Source organism: Vulcanococcus sp. CPBay_Sum15L08_68 (genome assembly GCF_017855895.1).
In the GTDB taxonomy this organism is placed as follows: Bacteria; Cyanobacteriota; Cyanobacteriia; order PCC-6307; family Cyanobiaceae; genus Vulcanococcus.
In genome coordinates this window covers 1-19973 of sequence record NZ_JAFMFX010000032.1, presented here as the reverse complement: position 1 = coordinate 19973, position 19973 = coordinate 1, and the positions used below count along the sequence as shown (strand labels likewise).

The following is a 19973-nucleotide window of genomic DNA, read 5'->3' as shown; positions in this document are numbered from 1 at the left end:
CTGATCCAGGACCTTGACCACAGGCGCCATGCAGTTGGTGGTGCAGCTGGCGTTGCTGAGGATGTCGTAATCCTCGTGGCGGTACTGATCGGCGTTCACGCCCACCACAAAGGTGCCGACCTTGTCGCCCTTACCAGGGGCGGTCAGGATCACCTTCTTGGCACCGGCTTCGAAGTGCTTGCTGGCGCCGACGTCGTCGTTGAAGACACCGGTGGATTCGATCACCAGATCCACGCCCCACTCCTTCCAGGGGAGGTTGGCGGGGTTGCGGTCATAGAAGGTCTTGATCGTCTTGCCGTTGATGACGATCGTGTTCTCGGTGGTGGTCACCTCTGCGTTACGCAGGGGGCCGAGCATCGAGTCGTACTTCAGCAGGTGGGCGTTGGTGTTGGTGTCACCGGAGCCGTTGATGCCGACAATCTCGATGCCGGTATTGCTTCCGCGGCTCAGCCAGCAACGCATGAAGTTGCGACCGATGCGGCCGAATCCGTTGATCGCAACCTTCAGGGTCATGGCGTATTGCGGGCGAACCCGCTAGCAAGGAGGATTTGGCCGCCGATCATACCGAAATTGCCTGACCCTCCCCATCTGGGGACAAAAGGTCACCACCTGTCAAAAGCACTCAAATCGTGCTTGAGGAGAGGACAAGCGACCCGTTCGGTCTTAATTTCTGGCCAGGCTTGGATACGCCATTGGTCCTGACGCTTGATCGCCACCAACCTCTCCATTTCATTGGAGTTGGCGGCATCGGCATGTCTGCCATCGCCGGGATCCTGGCGGACCGCGGCCACAGCATCAGCGGCTCCGACCCCAGGGACAACGCCGTGCTGCAGAACCTGCGCAGCCGCGGTGTCCGGGTGTTTCGCGAGCAAAGCCCAGCCACCATCGACGCCATTCGCAGCGGCACCTCCTGCCCACCTGCCGTCGTCGTCAGCTCTGCTGTGCCGGCGAACAACCCCGAATTATTAGAAGCCGAGCGCGCCGGGCTGAAGGTCTGGCACCGCTCAGATGTCCTGGCGGCTTTGATTGCCGCCCAGCCCTCGATCTCCGTGGCTGGCAGCCACGGCAAGACCACCACCAGCACCCTGGTGGCCAGCCTGCTGCACGCCACCAACCACGACCCCACGGCCGTCATTGGTGGGGTGGTGCCCGCCTTCGCCAGCAACGGCCGCAATGGCGATGGCCCCTTGCTGGTGGCGGAAGCGGATGAGTCGGATGGCTCCCTGGTGAAGTTCCAGTCCTGGCTTGGTGTGATCACCAACCTCGAGCTGGATCACACCGACCACTACAGCGATCTGGCCTCCCTGATCACCACCCTGCAGCGCTTCGCCAAAGGCAGCGAACAGCTGCTGGCCAACCGCGACTGTCCGGTGCTGCGGGAACACTTTCAAGCCCACCACTGGTGGTCCATCCAGAGCAGCGAAGGGGTGGACTTCGCGGCTATCGCCGATGAGCTCGATGGCGACGGCACCCTGGCCACCTTCTATGAGCAGGGAGAGGCCCTCGGGCAATTCCGGCTGCCCTTGCCCGGGCTCCACAACCTGAGCAATGCCACCGCCGCCATGGCCGCCTGCCGTCTCCATGGCGTCTCCTTTGCCGAGCTGCAACGGGCCGTGGAGGGCCTCCAGGCCCCTGGACGCCGTTTCGACTACCGGGGTAATTGGTGCGGCCGCCAGGTGGTCGACGACTACGCCCATCACCCCAGCGAGGTGCAGGCCACCTTGGCGATGGCCCGCCTGATGGTCAGCAGTGGGCGCAGCCCTTTGCCAGAGGCGCCCCAACGGCTCCTAGCCGTCTTTCAGCCGCACCGCTACAGCCGGACGGCGGAGTTCCTCAGCGACTTTGCCCAGGCCCTGAGCCAGGCCGATGCGGTGCTGATCGCCCCCCTCTATGCGGCTGGCGAAGCGCCGATCCCAGGGATCTCCAGCGCGGCCCTCGCCGCTGAAATCCAGCGGATTGCCCCTGGGCTACCCGTCAGCGCCTTCGATGACCTGGAGACCCTGGCGGATGCCATCGGCCAAACCAGCCAAGCGGGCGACTTGGTGCTGGCCATGGGTGCCGGTGATGTCAACAGCCTCTGGAGTCGCCTGGAAGGCCGCAGCGATCCCGCCGCCGCCCTTCCCCTTGTGGCCTAGCGATGGCCCTCTCCCTCCCTCTGGGGCTGCGTTCGGCGGTTGCTCTGGCCGACTACACCACCTGGAAAGTGGGGGGAGCGGCCGATTACTTCGCCGAACCGGAATCAACGGACGAGCTACTGGCCCTGCTGCGCTGGGCTGCATCCCAGGGCTGCCACCAGCGGGTCATTGGAGCAGGCTCCAACCTGCTGGTCAGCGATCAAGGACTGGAGGGACTCACCCTCTGCACCCGCCACCTCCAAGGGGCTGACCTGGAGGCCAGCAGCGGCCTGATCGAAGCCCAGGCGGGAGAACCGATTCCCACCCTGGCGCGGCGGGCGGCCCGGGCCGGCCTCTCGGGCCTGGAGTGGGCCGTGGGCATCCCAGGAACGGTGGGAGGCGCGGCGGTGATGAATGCAGGCGCCCAAGGGGGCTGCACCGCCGACATCCTCGAGAGCGTCACGGTGGTGGACCCGGAGCAGCCCAGCCAGACCCACACAATCCCTGCCGCAGCACTGGACTTTGACTACCGCCATAGCCGCCTTCAAGCGGAACCCCTGGTGGTCCTCTCAGCTCGCTTTCGCCTCTCCCCCGGCCACGATCCCCACAGCGTCAGCCAGCGCACCAGCGCCAACCTGCACAGCAGAACCAGCAGTCAGCCCTACCAGCAACCCAGCTGCGGCAGCGTCTTTCGCAACCCCGAACCGCAGAAAGCCGGACAACTGATCGAAGCCCTCGGCCTCAAGGGATTCAGCCTGGGGGGCGCCCAGATCTCCCCGATCCACGCCAACTTCATCGTCAACACCGGCAGCGCCAGCGCCGGGGAGATTGATCAACTCATTGCCCTGGTCCAACAGCGGGTGCTGGAGCAGCGCAGCATCGCCCTCCACACCGAGGTGAAACGGCTCGGACGCTTCGAAGACCTCGCCCTGGCGGCGTAGCCTGCGCCCACTTCAACAGTGCAGGCATGGCCGGTTTCGGTCTCCCCAATTTCGGCCAGCTCACCGAAGCCTTCAAGAAGGCCCAGCAGATCCAACAGGACGCCGCGAAGCTCCAGGAGGAGCTGGATGCGATGGAAATCGAGGGGCAAAGCAGCTGCGGCCGGGCCAGCGTTTGGCTCTCGGGTAACCAGCAGCCCCTGAAGGTCCGCCTCGACCCTGCCCTGCTCGCCGAGGGCGCCTCCACAACGGAAAACGCCACCCTCGAGGCCCTGCGCTCGGCCTACGACAACTCCACCGGGACCATGAAAGAGCGGATGGAAGAGCTCACCGGCGGGCTCAACCTGAACCTGCCCGGCATGGGCTAGGCCTAGCCCTCCTCGTCGGGCTCCTCCTGCCGCAAGCGGCGCCTTGAGCTCTGACGCAGGCGCTGATCGAGCAGGGGCTCCTGCTTTCCTCCCCGCTGCTTCAGGCCGCCACTGCGGGGGCGGGGTTGGCGCGCCACCTGCTGCTGCACGGACTCCAGGCAGTTGAGATACAGACCATGGCGATCCCAATCGCTGCCGACGGCGCAGCCCGGATCGCCCTGATGCAAGCAATTTTTGAACTGACAGGCCGAGCTCTCGAGCCGCTGCCGAATTTCCGGGAAGAGGCTCCCCAGCTCCGCGGGCTCCGCCGGCAAGGACGGGCGGTTGAAGCCCGGTGAATCCGCCAGCAGTGCACCGGGCTCCACCGGGAACAGTTCCACATGCCGCGTGGTGTGCCGTCCCCGCTGCAGGCGGCCTGAGACGGCACTCACCCGCAAACGCAGCTGCGGCAACAGGGCGTTGATCAAGCTGCTCTTGCCCACCCCCGATGGGCCACACAGCACTGAGACCCCCGGTTGCGCCAGACGCTCCCGCAGCGCAGCCAGACCAAGCCCACTCTGGGAGGAGACCAGCTGGGGGACATACCCCCAAGCCGTGAGCCGTTCACGCCACTGCTCTTGTTCCGATGCGCTCAGCAGGTCCGCCTTGGTGAGAACCAGCTCCACCGCCACACCCGTCCGCTCCGCCGTCAGCAAAAAACGGGTGAGTTGCAGTGGATCCAACTCCGGCTGAGCCAACGCCGCCACCACCACCACCCGGCTGCAGTTCGCCACAGCAGGACGCTCCAGCAGGCTGCTGCGGGGGGCCACGGCCGCAATCGCCGCCCGGGCTTCCGGCCAGTCGATGCCCTCCACCTCGACCCGATCTCCAACGCAGATCTGCTGTCCGGTCTTGCCCAGCCGCGTGCGGCGCACACAGAGCAGTTGGTCCACCCCTCCGGGGCCAGGCCGATCCAGTTGCACCCGGCAGAAGTTGGCCTCGAGGGCCATCACCAGGGCTTCAGCCACAGCGACAGATCAACAAACGCACCGCCCCGGGTTCCAAGGCCTCCAGCTCAACGCGATGTCCGGCCTCCCGCAAGCCGCTGGCCACCATCTCCTCGGGCTCACCGGCATCCAAATCCACCTGAAGCCACCCACCTGCGGGCAGCTTCTCGAGGGCCAGCTTGGTGCGAATGAAATTGAGCGGGCAGGGGGTACCGCGCAGGTCGAGCTGGGTCATCACTGACCTAGCCAAACAAACCGCCAAACAGCCCGCTCTTGTGGGGGTGCTTCTGCCCCTTGGCCGTGTGGTGCCCCGCCAACTGCTCGAGCAGTTCACGCTCCTCGCGGTTGACCTTGGTGGGGAGCTGCACCTTGATCTGGATCAGGTGGTTGCCGCGCGCCACGGGATTGCCCAGCTTCGGAACACCCTTACCCGTCAGGGTCAGGACCGCTCCGGGCTGGGTGCCTGCCGGAATCTCCAACTGCTCAGGACCATCGACGGTCTCCACCTCAATGGTGTCGCCGAGGATCGCCTGGAGGTAGTTGACCGTCACCTCGGAGTGGATGTTGATCCCGTCGCGGCGGAGGCTCGGGTGGGACTGAACCGTCAGGAAGACGTAGAGGTCGCCGGCGGGGCCGCCCCGCTGTCCGGCGTTGCCCTCGTCGGCCACCCGTAGCCGCGTGCCGGTGTCGACACCCGCAGGGATATTGATGCGCAGCTTTTTGCGAACCTGCTGCAGGCCCTGGCCGCCGCAGGCGCCACAGGGATCGGCAATCACCTGGCCGGTTCCTTCACAGGTGGGACAGGGCGCCACCTGGGTGAAGCTGCCAAAGGGCGTCCGCGTCGCGCGGCGAACCTGGCCGGCACCACCACAGGTGCCGCAGCTGGTGGGACCGCTGCCGCTCTTCGCCCCGGAGCCACTGCAGCTGTTGCAGGTCTCCAGGTGACGGATCTGAATTTCCTTCTCTTGACCAAAGACCGCTTCGCTGAAGCTGATGGTCAGGTCAAACCGCAGGTCATCGCCCTGGCGGGGACCGCGGCGACGGGCACCACCGGCGGAGGGGCCGCCCATGCCCCCGCCGAAACCGCTGAAGAAGGTTTCGAACAGGTCAGCGAAGCCGCCCATGTCGCCCATGTCGGGCATCCCCGCGGCGCCGCCCAAGCCGGCTTCGCCGAACTGGTCGTAGCGGGCCCGGGTCTGGGGATCGCTCAGCACCTCATAGGCGCGGCCGATCTCCTTGAACTTGTCTTCCGCGCCGGGATCTTTGTTGATGTCCGGGTGGTACTGACGCGCCAGGCGGCGATAGGACCGCTTCAGCGTGTCCGCATCAGCGTCGCGGCTGACCCCAAGGAGGTCATAAAAATCGGCCATGCTCAGCCCTCTTCGGAGGGTGCAGCGTCATCCGTGGAGCTGGCCGGTGCGGCATCACCACTGGGGCCTGGACCCATCGAGACTTTGACCAGGGCGTGCCGCAGCACGCGATCGTTCAGGTGATAGCCCCGCTGCAGTTCAGCGATCACCAGGTCCTCGGCGTGCTCATCGCTGGGTTCCCGCAGAACCGCCTCATGGAGGGTGGGATCGAAGGGCTCGCCTTCAACCCGCATCGGTGAGACGCCCAACTGCTTGAACACATCCACCAGTTGCTTGTAGAGCCCCTGGTAGCTGCGGTGGATGGCCTGGGCCTCCTCGGCCTGGGGATCCAGCTGCTGGCGGGCCCGCTCGAAGTTGTCCACCACCGGCAGGATCTCGCTCAGGGTGGAGCAGGCGATCAGGGTGCGCTGGTCCTCTTGATCGCGGCTCTGGCGCTTACGGAAGTTGTCGAAGTCCGCCGCAATCCGCATGTACTGACTGCGGACGCTCTCGTGCTCGGCCTTCAGGGCCGTCAGCTCGGCCTCCAGTTCCCGGACCCGCTGTTCGGGATCGGCGCTGGGCTCAGCCGCCACCTCAGCTGGGGCCGAATCCACTGCAGGAGTGGCTTCTGGCGCTGCCGCGGCCTCAGCTGGGGCCGGGGCGGAGTCCTGGGGAAACGGAGTCGCGTCGCCGCTCATGCTGACCGAACCGGAGATCTGATCTAGACATGTTGATGTGAAGGGGCGCCACCCCACAAGCGGCGGAAGCCCGCACCTCCTCGGCGGAGCGGCTGATGACAGCAAGCGCCAGCACCATTCCCCAGCGACCGGTGGCCGAGGCCCAAAGCCCTGAGCAGCAACGACTTGAGGTCGAATTACTGCTCCAGGAAGCCGTCCTCACGCGCTCTGAATTGGGCGCGGCCGGAATCGAACGCTGGAGCTGGCATCCGCGACTGACTCAGGAGAGCTGCAGGGATCTCGGCTGCCTTCCCGTGGCCTACGCCAACAACACCCTGACGGTGGCCGTGCCAACCCACTGGGGCGCCGAGCAACGCCAGACCCTCCGCGAGGCATGCCCCGAGGGACCGCCCCTGGCACTGCGATTGGCCCTCCAAGGGGACCTGCAAACCGTCCTGAATCAACCTCCATCTCCATCCCCCGCCACGCCGGCCGCGGTTGCAGCTCCGCAGGAGACCCCCAACCGGATCTCCCTGTTTGAGGACCTCAAACTCGAGGGCCCCCTTGAGGAGGCTCCCGAGGACAGCCTCAGCGAGTTGGATGTCGAGGCCAGCCTCAAGGCCTCCAACGCCTCACCGGTGGTGAGCCTGGTGGACCGGATCCTGGTGCAAGCGCTCGAGCGCAGTGCCAGCGACATCCACCTGGAACCGCAGGAGGACGGACTGCTGATTCGCTTGCGCCAAGACGGGGTGCTCGAGCCGCTGGAGAAGCTGCCGAAACAACTGACCCCCGCGGTGACCTCCCGCCTAAAAATCATGGCGGACCTGGACATCGCGGAGCGCCGGCTTCCCCAGGACGGCCGCATCCGGCGGCGTTATCAAGGTCGCCTGTTTGACCTGCGGGTGAGCACCCTGCCCACCCGCTATGGCGAGAAGGTCTGCATGCGCCTGCTGGATAGCGGCGCGACGCACCTCGGCCTCGACCGTCTAATCAGCGAGCCCGCGGCCCTGGCCAGCGTCCGGGAGATGGGCAGCAAGCCCTTCGGAATGCTGCTGGTGACTGGGCCGACGGGATCAGGCAAGAGCACCACGCTCTATTCGCTGCTCGCGGAACGCAATGAGCCTGGGATCAACATCTCCACGGTCGAGGACCCGATCGAATACACCCTCAAGGGCATTGCCCAAACCCAGGTCAACCGGGAGAAGGGCTACGACTTCGCCATGGCCCTGCGGGCCTTCATGCGGCAAGACCCCGATGTCCTGCTGGTGGGGGAAACCCGGGACCGGGAAACGGCCAAAACCGCCATCGAGGCAGCCCTCACCGGCCACCTGGTGCTGACCACCCTCCACTGCAACGACGCCCCCAGCGCCATCGCCCGCCTCTCGGAAATGGGCGTGGAGCCCTTCATGGTGAGCGCCTCCTTGATCGGAATCGTCTCCCAGCGCCTGGTGCGGCGGGTCTGCCCGGACTGCCGGCAGCCTTATCACCCCAGTGAGCAGGACCTGGGCCGCTTTGGCCTGTTTGCCAGCAACGAGCAGGCGATCACCTTCTTCAAGGCCAAGCGCTTGCAAGCCAGTGACAGCAACCCCTGCCCCAGCTGCCAGGGGCTGGGATACAAGGGCCGGGTGGGGGTCTACGAGGTGCTGCGCGTCAACGACACCCTCGCCAGCGCCATTGCCCAGGAGGCCAGCACCGATCGACTGCGCAAGCTCGCCATCGAGAACGGCATGAAAACCCTGTTGGGTTACGGCCTCGACCTGGTGCGCCAAGGGGAAACCACCCTCGAGGAAATCGAGCGGATGATCCTCACGGACTCCAGCCTGGAAACCGAGCGCCGGGCCAAGGCCCTGCACACGATCACCTGCCAGGGCTGCGGGGCGGGGATGCGGGACGAGTGGCTGGAGTGCCCCTATTGCCTGACCCCCCGGCAACTGCATTAAGCAGCGCCATTGCCAGGCCCTGGCGGGCTTCCCACACTGAGGACAGCCACTGGCCCCGCGAGCTGCATGGAGCTCCAGATCGAACAGTTGATGGAGGAGCTGGTCGAGGCGGGTGGCAGCGACTTGCACCTGGCGGCCGGCCAACCGCCCTACGGCCGCTTCAGTGGGGCGCTCAAACCGATGCGGGAGGAGCGGCTCAGCGAGGACCTCTGCAACCGGTTGATCTTCTCGATGATCAACAACGCCCAGCGCAAGCAACTGGAGCAAACCTGGGAGCTGGACTGCGCCTATGGCCTCAAAGGCGTCTCCCGCTTTCGGGTCAATGTCTACCGCCAGCGGGGGAGCTATGCGGCCTGTCTGCGGGCCCTCGGCAGCACAATCCCCAGCCTGGAGAGCCTGGGCCTACCGCCCATCGTCGAGGAAACCAGCCGCCGCCCCAGGGGTCTGGTGCTGGTGACCGGGCCCACCGGCTCAGGCAAAACCACGACGCTGGCGGCCCTGCTGGATCACATCAACCGCAGCCGCGCCGAGCACATCCTCACGATCGAAGATCCGATCGAATTCACCTACCGCAACGACAAAAGCGTGATCCACCAGCGCCAGCTGGGGGATGACACCCGCAGCTTTGGCGCCGCCCTGCGCGCCGCCCTGCGGGAGGACCCCGACGTGATCCTGGTGGGCGAAATGCGAGATCTGGAAACGATCCAGTTGGCGATCACCGCCTCAGAGACGGGGCACCTGGTCTTTGGCACCCTGCACACCAGCTCGGCGGCCCAAACCGTCGATCGCATGGTGGATGTCTTCCCGCCAGAGCAGCAAACCCAGATCAGGGTTCAGCTCAGTGGCTCCCTGGTGGGGGTGTTCTCCCAGACCCTCTGCAAACGCCAGAACCCCAAACCCGGGCAATTCGGGCGGGTCATGGCCCAAGAAATCCTGATCAACACCCCCGCCATCGCCAACTTGATCCGGGAGGGCAAAACCGCCCAGCTCTATTCCCAGATCCAAACGGGCGGCCAGCAGGGGATGCAAACCCTCGAGCGCGCCCTGGCGAACCTGGTGCAGGCCGGAGCAGTCGAGCGCAGCGAAGCCCTCGCCAAAGCGAGCAAACCCGATGAGCTGCAGCGGCTCCTGGAGGGCTAGTGCCCCAGTTCAGCGCCACCTACACCAATCGCTCCGGTCAAACCCGGACGCTGCAACTGCAGGCCAGTGATCTCAGCCGCGCCCGGCGGGACCTGAGGCGCCGGGGCATCGTCGCCACCAGCCTGGAGCTCGCCGCAACCACACCCAGCGCCGCGGCCGGGAGCACGGTCTTTGGCATGGATCTCTCCAGCCTGCTGGAGGCCAAGCCCGGCATCCGCGAGAAGGCCCTCTTTGCCAACAAGCTGGCGGCCCTCGTGGATGCGGGGGTCCCGATCGTGCGCAGCCTCGATCTCATGGCCCGTCAGCAGCGCATGCCGCTGTTCAAGCGGGCACTCACCGCCGTCAGCACGGACGTGAACCAAGGGGGCAGCCTGGGGGCAGCACTGCGCTCCTGGCCGCGGGTGTTCGACAAGCTCACCATCGCCATGGTGGAAGCCGGAGAGGCGGGGGGCGTGCTGGACGAAAGCCTGCGCCGCCTGGCCAAGTTGCTCGAGGGCAATGCCCGGCTGCAGAACCAAATCAAGGGCGCCATGGGCTATCCCGTGGCCGTGCTGGCGATCGCGATCCTGGTGTTCCTGGGGATGACGATCTTCCTGATCCCCACCTTCGCTGGGATCTTCGAAGACCTCGGGGCTGAACTCCCCCTCTTCACTCAAATGATGGTCGACCTCAGCGCCTTGCTGCGGTCCTCCTTTTCGCTGTTCCTGGCCCTGGCGATCGCTGTGGGGGTCTGGATGTTTGGCCGCTACTACGCGACCGCCAGCGGGCGCCGGCGCGTGGACGGACTACTGCTGAAGCTGCCGCTCTTTGGCGACCTGATCCAGAAAACAGCCACGGCCAAGTTCTGCCGCACCTTCAGCTCCCTGACCCGCGCGGGGGTGCCGATCCTGCTGTCCCTGGAGATCGTGCAGGAAACCGCGGGCAACGCCGTGATTGCCGACGCCATCGTCGGCTCCCGTCAGGACGTGCAGGAGGGCATCCCCCTGAGCGTCGCCCTGGAGCGCAAAAAGGTGTTCCCGGAGCTGGCCTTGAGCATGCTCGCCATCGGCGAAGAAACCGGCCAGATGGACGCCATGCTCTCGAAGGTGGCGGACTTCTACGAAGACGAGGTGGAAGCCGCCGTCAAGGCCCTGACCTCAATGCTGGAGCCGGCCATGATCGTGATCGTGGGCGGCATCGTTGGCTCGATCCTGCTGGCGATGTACCTGCCGATGTTCTCGATCTTCGATCAGATCAACTAGCTCCGGCCGCCGCAATCGCCTGCCCCGCCAGCCAGCCGGAACTCCAGCAGTGCTGGAAGTTGAAGCCACCGGTGACGCCATCGACATCCAGGAGCTCACCCACCAGGTAGAGACCCTCCACCTTGCGGCTCTCCATCGTGGCCAGGTTGACCTCCCCCACAGGCACGCCTCCGGCGGTCACGAATTCTTCGCCGAAGGGGCCGCGGCCCGCCACGGGGAAACGGCTGCGGCGCAGGGCCTCCAGCAGACCCAACTGCTGACGCTTGGCCAAATCCGCCCAACGGCGATCGGGCTCAACCCCCTGCTGATCGAGCAGGTGCTGCCAGAGGCGTCGGCTGAGGCCTGGCCAGGGGCGGGCATTGCTGAGCTGACGCTTGGCCTGATCACGCCGGCAAGCCGCGAAGAGCTCTTCCAGCTGCTGCTGGCTGCGGCCGCCGCTCCAATCCACCTGCAGGCTGCCCCGGTAGCCCTCGCCGTGGAGGGCCCGGGCGGCGAAGGCCGTCAGCCGCAGGGTCGCCGGCCCGCTCAGACCCCAGTGGGTGATCAGCACCGGGCCGCTCTGGCGGAAGCGCTGCCCACCGGCCTCCAGCTCCAAGTCCACCGGGTCCATCACGACCCCAGCCAAAGGCAGCAGGGGATTGGGCTTAAAGGCGAGGGTGAAGAGGGACGGAACCGGGGCCACCAAGCCATGGCCCAGGCCTGAAGCCAAACGCCGACCACTGGGGTGACTCCCGGTGGCGAGCACCAGCCGGTCAGTACTGAGATGGATGCCGCTGCGCAGGCTGAGGGCAAAACCACCCGCGGGCCGCTGCTCGGCCTGCTGGAGCGCCTCGCTGCTGCGCAGGGTCACCCCGGCCCGTTCCGCCGCCTGCCTGAGGCACTGAATCACGGCCGTTGAGCGGTTGGCCTGGGGGAACATCCGGCCATCGGCCTCCTCCACCAGGGTCAGGCCGTGGTCGTCAAACCAAGACACGGCATCACCGGCAGCAAAGCGGCTGAAGGGTCCCCGCAGGGCCTTGCCGCCGCGGGGATAGAAGCCCACCAATTCCCGCGGATCCCAGCAGGCATGGGTGACATTGCAGCGGCCGCCACCGCTGATCAAAACCTTGCCCAGGGGCTCAGGGGTGCTCTCCAGCACCAGGACCCGCCGCTGACCGGCCTCGGCCGCGGCGATGGCCGCCATGAATCCCGCCGGACCACCGCCCGCCACCACCAGGGACCAGTGCTCAGAACGGGGGGGCATCAGCGTGAAAGGCGAGCATGGGGTGATGCCCGATTCGCTGCTGAACGGGGCCTACCGCTTCAGTGTGGCTCCGATGATGGACTACACCGATCGGCACTTCCGGGTGCTGATGCGGCAGATCAGCCGCCGCAGCCTGCTCTACACCGAAATGGTGGTGGCCCAAGCGCTCCACCACAGCGAACGGCGGGACCGGCTGATTGACTTCGATCCGATCGAGCATCCGATTGCCCTGCAGGTGGGCGGGGATGACCCGGTGCTGCTGGCCGAGGCCGCGCGCATCGCCGCGGACCGGGGCTACGACGAGATCAACCTCAACGTCGGCTGTCCAAGCGAAAAGGTCCAGAAAGGGCGCTTTGGCGCCTGCCTGATGGCCGAACCCGAACAGGTGGCCCGCTGCATCAGCGCCATGGCCCAGGCCTCAGCCCTGCCGGTCACGGTGAAGCACCGCATCGGCATCGATGAGCGCGATTCCTATGGGGAGCTGCTGGCCTTTGTCGACACGGTGGCCGCGGCCGGGGCGCAGCGCTTCAGCGTGCACGCCCGTAAGGCCTGGCTCGAGGGGTTGGATCCCAAGCAAAACCGCACCATTCCTCCCCTGCGCTACGAGCTCGTGCATCAGCTCAAGGCGGACCGGCCCCAGCTGACGATTGAACTGAACGGAGGCCTGCTGGAGCTCAGCAGCTGCCTGGAGCAGCTCGAGGCCGTGGATGGGGTGATGGTGGGCCGGGCCGCCTACGACCACCCGCTGCGCTGGGCCACGGTGGACCGGGACCTGTTTGGCGACAGCAGCCAACCGGTCGCCAAGGCCTCCACGGTGGTGCGGGGCCTGATTCCCTATGCCGAGCGCTGGTGCGGCAGCGGCGGGCGGCTCTGGTCCATCGCCCGGCACCTGGTGCAGGTGGTGGAAGGCGTCAGCGGCGCCCGCCATTGGCGCCGGGACCTGGGCCAGGCCGCTGGCCAACGGGATGCAGGACCTGAGGTCTTCGAGCGGGCTGCGCGGCAGCTGGAGGAGCGCGGGCTCTAGCGGCTCAGCTCCGCCAATCCAGCCAAGGCAATCCCGGCAAGATCGCCGGGGTGCTGCGCCGGTAACTGACGTACTCCGGATGGAGCGGCACGAGGAAACGCTCCTCCCGCCGCGCTTTGCCGCCCAGCACCGCGGCCAGAGCCAGGAACAGGCCCAGGTGGAACAGGCTGCCGAGGGCCAGGGCCACCCCGAGCTCACAGAGCAACACGGCTTGATACAGCGGATGGCGGCAGCGCCCATAGGCCCCGGTCGTCACCAAAGCGGCCCCAGGCTTGGGATCCGGCAACGGCGTCAGGCTGGGTCCCAAGCGCCAGAAGGCCTGGGCGGCCAGCGCCAGGCCGACCAAGAGCAGCAGAACGCCAGCAAGGGCAAGCGGCAAGGGCCAGGCATAGCCCCAGCTGCCCGGGGCCGGCCAGGCCGGCAACAGGGTGGCTGCGATCAACAGCAGCTGGGCGAGCAGCCACCACTCCCCATGGCGGTTGTCCAACCAGCCGCCCCAACTGAACTGCCAGCCCTTAAGTGGGGATTTCGGCGAGGGGGTCGAGGTCGGGTCCATCACTCTTTCCAGCCAGGACCAGTCTGAGCAGGATCGGCGCCAGGAAGGTGGTGCCAATCACCATCAGCAAGATCGCTGCCTCCAGGGCCGGGCTGAGCAGCTTGGCCTGGGTGCCAAGCCCCAGGAAGATCAGGCCCACCTCACCGCGGGGCATCATCCCCAGACCCACCACCAGACGGTTCGTGGGTTCCTTGGAAACAAAGGTCCAGCCGGAGACGACCTTGCCCAGGATCGCCACCACCAGCAGGAAAGCGGCGATCACAAGACCGGCGCGGTTCTCGGGGTCTAGGGGATTGAGCACCGAGAGATCCATGCCGGTGCCGATCAAGACGAAGAAGATCGTGGCGAAGAGGGCCACCACCGGCTTCACCGCCGCCTCGATCGCATGGGTGTGGTTCGACTTGCTCAGGATCAAGCCCGCGGCAAAGGCACCCAGGGCCGCCTCCAGGCCAATGGCCGTAGCAGCGAAACAGCACAGGGTGAGCACCACAAACGAGGCCACCACCACATCGCCTGGGGCCTTGAGGCGATCAATCAACCAGTCGAAACCAGGCGCCGCGGTGCGGCTCAGGCCAATGGCAGCAACCACAAACACCACGGCCGCGGCCAGCAGCTTGAGGATCGGGCCCAGCTCCAGGCTGCCGCCGCCAGCGATGCTCACCACCACCGCGAGGATGACGATGCCGAGGATGTCGTCCAGGACGGCGGCGCCGATCACGATCTGCCCCTCCCGGGAGCGCAGCATCTTCAGCTCACCAAAGACACTCGCTGTGATGCCGATGCTGGTGGCCGTCATGGCCGCCCCGGCAAACACGGCGGGGATCACCTCCACGTGGAAGAGCGCCATCAAGCCCGCGGTGCCAAGGGCAAAGGGCACTGCCACGCCGGCGACAGCCACGGTGATTGCCTGGGCACCGACGGCCACGAGCTCATCGAGGTCGCTTTCGAGACCCGTCAGGAACAGCAGGGCAAAGAGGCCCAAGGTGGCCACCGCCTGCAGGCTCGGGAAACTTTCGTTGTAGACCTCGCCGACCAGCTGGGGCGGCACATCCGCAAGCGAGCCCATCAGCTGGAGAGCCCAATTGGCCACCGCCGCCTGGGTCTCCGGCGGCACGATCAGGTGCAGGCCAGAGGCACCGATGATCACGCCGGCGATCAGCTCACCAAGGATGGTGGGCAACTGCCAGCGCACCAGCAGTTCCGCCAGTAGGCGAGCGGCCACAAAAATCACCAAGAAGCGGCCAACCCCAATCAGGGTTTCGACCACCTCGAGCTGATGGGCGCCGATCTCCGGCATAGCAGTCGTGAGTGATTCCGAACGAGAGTCTCGCCCGACGGCGCCATCTCCTGTGACAACGGCTACTTTCCGGCCAGGCATCAGCAGCTGGAGCCATGGCCACGGATTCCGCCCATCTCAGGCCAGCAGAGGAGTTTGAGCGACTGGACGCCTGGTGGCGGGCCGCCAACTACCTGGCGGTGGGAATGATCTACCTCCAGGACAACCCGCTGCTGCGGGAACCGCTGAAGCCGGAGCACATCAAGAACCGCCTGCTCGGTCACTGGGGATCAAGCCCAGGCCAAGCCTTCATCTGGGCCCACGCCAATCGGGTGATCCAACGCCACGGGCTCAATGCGATCTATCTCTCCGGTCCGGGCCATGGGGCCCCGGGGGTGCTGGGCCCCACCTACCTGGATGGCTCCTATTCGGAGATCTATCCCGACAAGTCCCAGGACACAGAAGGCCTCAAACGCTTTTTCAAGCAGTTCTCTTTTCCTGGGCACATCGGTAGCCACTGCACCCCGGAGACCCCTGGTTCGATCCATGAAGGCGGCGAACTGGGCTATGTGCTCTCCCACGCCTGCGGTGCGGTCTTCGACAACCCGGACCTGATCGCCATCGCCTGTGTGGGCGATGGGGAGGCGGAGACCGGCCCCCTGGCCACCAGCTGGCATATCAATAAGTTCCTCAACCCCATCAGCGATGGGGTGGTGCTGCCGGTGCTGCACCTGAACGGCTACAAGATCGCCAACCCAACGCTGCTGGCCCGGATTCCCAAGGAGGAGCTCAGCAGCCTGCTGCGGGGCTACGGCTGGGAGCCGCTGTTTGTGGAGGGCAGCGAGCCCCGGGCCATGCACCAAGCGATGGCCGCGGCGATGGATCAGGTGGTCTCCCGGCTCCAAGCGATCCGCCAGCAGGCCGAGGCAGAGGGCGGCGCAGCGCATGCCAGTCGGCCGATCTGGCCGATGATCGTGTTGCGCTCCCCCAAGGGCTGGACGGGGCCCGAGGCGCTCAACGGCCATCGGATTGAAGGGTCCTGGCGCGCCCATCAGGTGCCCCTGCCGAACCCCAAACAAGACCCCGCCCAACTTCAGCAACTGGAGGCCTGGCTCAAGAGCTATCGCCCCGAAGAACTCTTTGATGACGAGGGGCGACTGCGACCCGAACTGCAGGCGCTCTCACCGAGCGGCGCCCAGCGCATGGGCTCCAACCCCCATGCCAACGGCGGGCGACTGCGCCAGCAACTGACCCTGCCGGATCGCGAACGCTATGCGGTGCCGGTCGCCGAACCCGGAGTCAGCCGCCATGGCAACACCGCCGCCCTCGGGGAGCTGCTGCGGGATGCAATCGCCGACAACCCGAACAACCTGCGGGTGTTCGGCCCCGACGAAACCGCCTCCAACCGGCTGCAGGCCATCTACGAGCGCAGCAAAAAGGTCTGGATGGAGGAACTACGCCCCGAGGACAGCGATGGCGGCGAGCTGGCCCGGCAGGGACGGGTGGTGGAGATGCTCAGCGAACACACCCTGGTGGGGATGCTCGAGGGCTATCTCCTGACCGGCCGCTACGGCCTGTTCCACACCTACGAGGCCTTCGCCCACGTGATCGCCTCGATGTTCAACCAGCACGCCAAATGGTTGGAGAGCTGCCGCCACCACGCGCCCTGGCGCGCCTCCATCGCCCCCTGGACCTGCCTGATCTCCTCCACGGTCTGGCGGCAGGACCACAACGGGTTCACCCACCAAGACCCGGGCTTCATTGATCTGACCGGCAACAAGAGCGGCGATGTGGTGCGGGTCTACCTGCCGGCCGATGCCAACTGCCTGCTGGCCGTGGCCGAGGAGGCCCTCGTCGAGCCCGACGTCTGCAACCTGATCGTCAGCGACAAGCAAGAGCACCTGCAGTACCTCTCCCTCGAGCAGGCCCGCGCCCATGTGGCCAAGGGCATCGGCCTCTGGAGCTGGGCCAGCAACGACCACGTCCGCGGTGAACCGGATGAGCCAGACGTGGTGATGGCCTGCGCCGGTGACATCCCCACCCAGGAGACCCTGGCGGCCGTGGCGATCCTGCGCCGGGAGCTGCCTGAGCTGCGGGTCCGGGTACTGAACGTGGTGAAACTCTTTGCCCTGACCCAACCGAGCGAGCATCCCCACGGCTTAAGCGATCGGGATTTCGACACACTCTTCACCACAAATCGCCCCGTGCTGTTCAACTTCCATGGCTACCCCTGGTTGATCCACCGGTTGACCTACCGGCGCCGCAACCATGCCAATTTCCACGTCCGCGGATACAAGGAAAAAGGCAACATCAACACCCCGCTTGAACTGGCGATGAACAACCAGATCGACCGGTTCAGCCTGGTGATTGATGTGATCGACAGAGTTCCGGGGTTAATGTCCCGCGCTGCTCACATCAAAGAGCAGATGAAGGAATCGATCCTGGCGAATCGCGCCTACGCGCACGAGCACGGGATGGATGCCCCGGAGATCAGTCACTGGCAGTGGAGCACTGCAGTCCCAACCGAGCTGGCCTGATGAAAGAGCAATCGCCGCGTCAACTGCAACTGCCCACGCCCGGTTGCTACGCCGATCCCGACCGCAGCGGCTTGGCAGCCGATGACGTGTTCGACGGCATGGCCGAACACCTCTTCTACACATTGGGAAAGCTGGCTCCAACCGCCAGCCGCCACGACCTCTACCTGGCCCTCAGCCACGCGGTTCGCGACCGCTTGATGACCCGCTATCTGGCGGGCATTGAGGCGATCCGAGCCACCCCGACGCGGGTGGTGGCCTATCTGTCCGCGGAATTCCTGATCGGCCCCCAGCTGGGCAACAACCTGCTGATGCTCGGCATCCAGGAGGCGGCGACAGAAGCCCTGCGCCGCTTCGGCATCGACAGCCTCGAAGAGATCCTTGAGGTGGAGGAAGAGCCGGGCCTGGGGAACGGCGGCCTGGGTCGCCTGGCGGCTTGCTACATGGAGTCTCTGGCGAGCCTGGAGATCCCCGCCACGGGCTACGGGATTCGCTACGAGTTCGGGATCTTTGACCAGCTGATCCGGGACGGCTGGCAGGTCGAGATCACCGACAAGTGGCTCAAGGGCGGCTGGCCCTGGGAAATCCCCCACCCCGATCAGGCCTGCTTCGTCGGCTTCGGCGGACGCACCGAGAGCTACCGGGACGAGCGCGGCAACTACCGCGTGCGCTGGATCCCCGATGAGCACGCCATCGGTGTGCCCCATGACGTGCCCGTGCTCGGCTACCGGGTGAACACCTGTGATCGCCTGCGCCTCTGGCGCGCCGACGCCAGCGAAAGCTTCGACTTCTACGCCTTCAACATCGGCGACTACTACGGCGCCGTTGAGGAAAAAGTGGGGAGCGAAACCCTCTCCAAGGTCCTCTATCCCAACGACGGCACTGACGAAGGTCGTCGCCTCCGCCTGAAGCAGCAGCACTTCTTCGTGAGCTGCTCGCTGCAGGACATGCTGCGCAGCCTGGAGCAGCGGGGCATCCCGGTCGAGGAATTCCCCGACCACTGGGCCGTTCAGCTGAACGACACCCATCCGGCCATCGCCGTGGCCGAGTTGATGCGTCTGCTGATCGACGACAAGCACCTGACCTGGGAGCAGGCCTGGGACATCACCTGCCGCTCCGTCGCCTACACGAACCACACCCTGCTGCCGGAAGCGCTGGAGAAATGGGGCCTACCCCTGTTCGGCTCCCTGCTGCCGCGCCATCTGGAGCTGATCTACGAGATCAATCGCCGCTTCCTGCAGAGCGTTCGCCTGCGCTACCCGGGCAACGAAGTGCTGCTGCGCAAGCTCTCGATCATTGATGAGGACGGTCAAAAAGCGGTGCGCATGGCGAACCTCGCCACCGTGGCCTCCCACCACATCAACGGTGTGGCCGCCCTCCACAGCGAACTGGTCCGCACCAAGTTGTTCCCCGAGTTCGCGGAGCTCTGGCCGGAGAAGTTCACCAATGTCACCAACGGCGTGACCCCCCGGCGCTGGGTCGCCCTCTCCAATCCCCCCCTGCGCAAGCTGCTGGCCGAGAGCATCGGTGAAGGTTGGGTCTCGGACCTCGATCAGCTCAAACAGCTCGAGCAGTACCAACACGACAGCGGCTTCCTGGAGCGCTGGGAGCAGACCAAGCTCGCCAGCAAGCGGCAGCTGGCCAACTACATCCACCGCCAAAGCGGACTGCTGGTGGATCCCTCCTCGATGTTTGACGTTCAGGTCAAACGGATCCACGAGTACAAGCGCCAGCACCTCAATGCCCTGCAGGTGATTGCCCAGTACCTGCGGATCAAGAACGGCCAGGCCCAGGACATGGCCCCCCGCACCGTGATTTTTGGCGGCAAGGCGGCCCCCGGCTACTACATGGCCAAGCTGATCATCCGCTTCCTCAACGGGATCGCCGAGACGATCAACTCAGACCCCGACATGGACGGGCGGCTGCGGGTGGTCTTCCTTCCCGACTACAACGTGAAGCTGGGCGAGCGGGTGTATCCAGCCTCAGACCTCTCGGAGCAAATCTCCACCGCCGGTCTGGAGGCCTCCGGCACCGGCAACATGAAGTTCGCCATGAATGGGGCCCTGACCATCGGCACCCTCGATGGCGCCAACGTCGAGATCCGCGAACAGGTGGGAGCCGAGAACTTCTTCCTCTTCGGCATGACCGAAACCGAGGTGACCCAACTCCAGAGCGAGGGCTATCGCCCCTGGGAGCACATCGCCAAACTGCCCGAGCTGCAGCAGGTGCTGAAGCTGGTGGAGCAGGGCCACTTCAGCGGCGGCGACGGTGACCTCTTCCGCCCCCTGCTGGAGAACTTGACCGGCCGCGATCCCTTCTGTGTCTTGGCTGACTTCACCGACTACCTGCGGGTCCAACAGCAGGTCAGTCAGGCCTGGGCCGATCGCCACGCCTGGAACCGGATGTCCCTGCTGAATACGGCCCGCACCGGCTTCTTCTCCTCCGATCGCTCGATCAAGGAGTACGCCGAGCGGATCTGGAAGGCCGAGGCCTTCCCCGTCACGATCACCTGCAACCTCGACGAGTAAGGAGCAAGCGGCGCCGTGGCGCTTCTGGTGCTGAATCTGGGCAGCTCCAGTCTCAAGGC

General features: G+C 65.9%; 17 protein-coding genes. 9 read left to right on the top strand and 8 right to left on the bottom strand.

Annotation, left to right across the window (positions count from 1 at the left end; translation table 11 throughout):
- A partial coding sequence (locus QZ189_RS06790; RefSeq protein ID WP_296421386.1) for a glyceraldehyde 3-phosphate dehydrogenase NAD-binding domain-containing protein occupies positions 1-513 on the bottom strand: 513 nt, incomplete at its 3' end.
- 179 nt (positions 514-692) lie between these two features.
- Between QZ189_RS06790 and murC the strand changes: the two genes are divergently transcribed.
- The 3 genes from murC to QZ189_RS06775 are packed head-to-tail and all read left to right on the top strand — an operon-like array spanning position 693 to position 3420.
- Complete coding sequence (gene murC, locus QZ189_RS06785) at positions 693-2135, top strand: UDP-N-acetylmuramate--L-alanine ligase (protein WP_296421385.1); 1443 nt, start codon at positions 693-695, stop codon at positions 2133-2135.
- A 2-nt stretch (positions 2136-2137) separates the two neighbouring features.
- Positions 2138-3055: a UDP-N-acetylmuramate dehydrogenase gene (gene murB / locus QZ189_RS06780; RefSeq protein ID WP_296421384.1), complete on the top strand. Its 918-nt coding sequence runs from the start codon at positions 2138-2140 to the stop codon at positions 3053-3055.
- Positions 3056-3081: 26 nt separating this feature from the next.
- On the top strand, positions 3082-3420 hold the full coding sequence (locus QZ189_RS06775) for a YbaB/EbfC family nucleoid-associated protein (RefSeq protein WP_010313981.1): 339 nt from the start codon (positions 3082-3084) through the stop codon (positions 3418-3420).
- Positions 3421-3422: 2 nt separating this feature from the next.
- On the opposite strand, the gene rsgA is transcribed toward QZ189_RS06775, so the two are convergent.
- Genes rsgA through grpE form a run of 4 tightly spaced genes read right to left on the bottom strand, consistent with a single transcriptional unit; the run spans position 3423 to position 6453 of the window.
- Positions 3423-4427 (bottom strand): ribosome small subunit-dependent GTPase A, encoded by a 1005-nt coding sequence (gene rsgA / locus QZ189_RS06770; protein WP_296421383.1) that lies wholly within the window; start codon positions 4425-4427, stop codon positions 3423-3425.
- Positions 4420-4641, bottom strand: a complete 222-nt coding sequence (locus tag QZ189_RS06765) for a sulfurtransferase TusA family protein (RefSeq protein ID WP_296421382.1) — start codon at positions 4639-4641, stop codon at positions 4420-4422. The genes rsgA and QZ189_RS06765 overlap by 8 nt, the downstream gene beginning before the upstream one ends.
- Positions 4642-4648: 7 nt before the next feature.
- On the bottom strand, positions 4649-5776 hold the full coding sequence (dnaJ, locus tag QZ189_RS06760) for a molecular chaperone DnaJ (RefSeq protein ID WP_029626065.1): 1128 nt from the start codon (positions 5774-5776) through the stop codon (positions 4649-4651).
- Between the two features lie 2 nt (positions 5777-5778).
- Positions 5779-6453, bottom strand: a complete 675-nt coding sequence (gene grpE, locus QZ189_RS06755; protein ID WP_296415483.1) for a nucleotide exchange factor GrpE — start codon at positions 6451-6453, stop codon at positions 5779-5781.
- Between the two features lie 95 nt (positions 6454-6548).
- On the opposite strand from grpE, the gene QZ189_RS06750 reads away from it, so the two are divergent.
- The 3 genes from QZ189_RS06750 (at position 6549) to QZ189_RS06740 (ending at position 10753) form a co-directional block, all read left to right on the top strand.
- Positions 6549-8372 (top strand): GspE/PulE family protein, encoded by a 1824-nt coding sequence (locus QZ189_RS06750; protein ID WP_296421380.1) that lies wholly within the window; start codon positions 6549-6551, stop codon positions 8370-8372.
- A 66-nt stretch (positions 8373-8438) separates the two neighbouring features.
- The gene (locus tag QZ189_RS06745; protein ID WP_010313994.1) at positions 8439-9512 is read left to right on the top strand and encodes a type IV pilus twitching motility protein PilT; all 1074 of its coding nucleotides are present in this window, start codon (positions 8439-8441) and stop codon (positions 9510-9512) included.
- Complete coding sequence (locus QZ189_RS06740) at positions 9512-10753, top strand: type II secretion system F family protein (RefSeq protein ID WP_296418468.1); 1242 nt, start codon at positions 9512-9514, stop codon at positions 10751-10753. Before QZ189_RS06745 ends, QZ189_RS06740 begins: the two co-directional genes overlap by 1 nt.
- Here the strand turns inward: QZ189_RS06740 and QZ189_RS06735 are convergent.
- The gene (locus QZ189_RS06735) at positions 10746-11996 is read right to left on the bottom strand and encodes an NAD(P)/FAD-dependent oxidoreductase (RefSeq protein WP_296415491.1); all 1251 of its coding nucleotides are present in this window, start codon (positions 11994-11996) and stop codon (positions 10746-10748) included. The genes QZ189_RS06740 and QZ189_RS06735 overlap by 8 nt on opposite strands.
- 25 nt (positions 11997-12021) lie before the next feature.
- On the opposite strand from QZ189_RS06735, the gene dusA reads away from it, so the two are divergent.
- Entirely contained in the window at positions 12022-13020 is a 999-nt protein-coding gene (gene dusA, locus QZ189_RS06730; RefSeq protein WP_296421379.1) for a tRNA dihydrouridine(20/20a) synthase DusA, read from the top strand.
- A 4-nt stretch (positions 13021-13024) separates the two neighbouring features.
- Here the strand turns inward: dusA and QZ189_RS06725 are convergent, their stop codons facing one another.
- Complete coding sequence (locus tag QZ189_RS06725; RefSeq protein ID WP_296415493.1) at positions 13025-13576, bottom strand: isoprenylcysteine carboxylmethyltransferase family protein; 552 nt, start codon at positions 13574-13576, stop codon at positions 13025-13027.
- On the bottom strand, positions 13536-14873 hold the full coding sequence (locus tag QZ189_RS06720) for a cation:proton antiporter (RefSeq protein WP_247476580.1): 1338 nt from the start codon (positions 14871-14873) through the stop codon (positions 13536-13538). Before QZ189_RS06720 ends, QZ189_RS06725 begins: the two co-directional genes overlap by 41 nt.
- A 95-nt stretch (positions 14874-14968) precedes the next feature.
- Here QZ189_RS06720 and QZ189_RS06715 point away from each other — a divergent pair, with 95 nt between their 5' ends.
- Positions 14969-17389 (top strand): phosphoketolase family protein, encoded by a 2421-nt coding sequence (locus QZ189_RS06715; RefSeq protein ID WP_296421378.1) that lies wholly within the window; start codon positions 14969-14971, stop codon positions 17387-17389.
- Positions 17389-19914 (top strand): glycogen/starch/alpha-glucan phosphorylase, encoded by a 2526-nt coding sequence (locus QZ189_RS06710; RefSeq protein ID WP_296421377.1) that lies wholly within the window; start codon positions 17389-17391, stop codon positions 19912-19914. The genes QZ189_RS06715 and QZ189_RS06710 overlap by 1 nt, the downstream gene beginning before the upstream one ends.
- Positions 19915-19973: the final 59 nt, after the last annotated feature.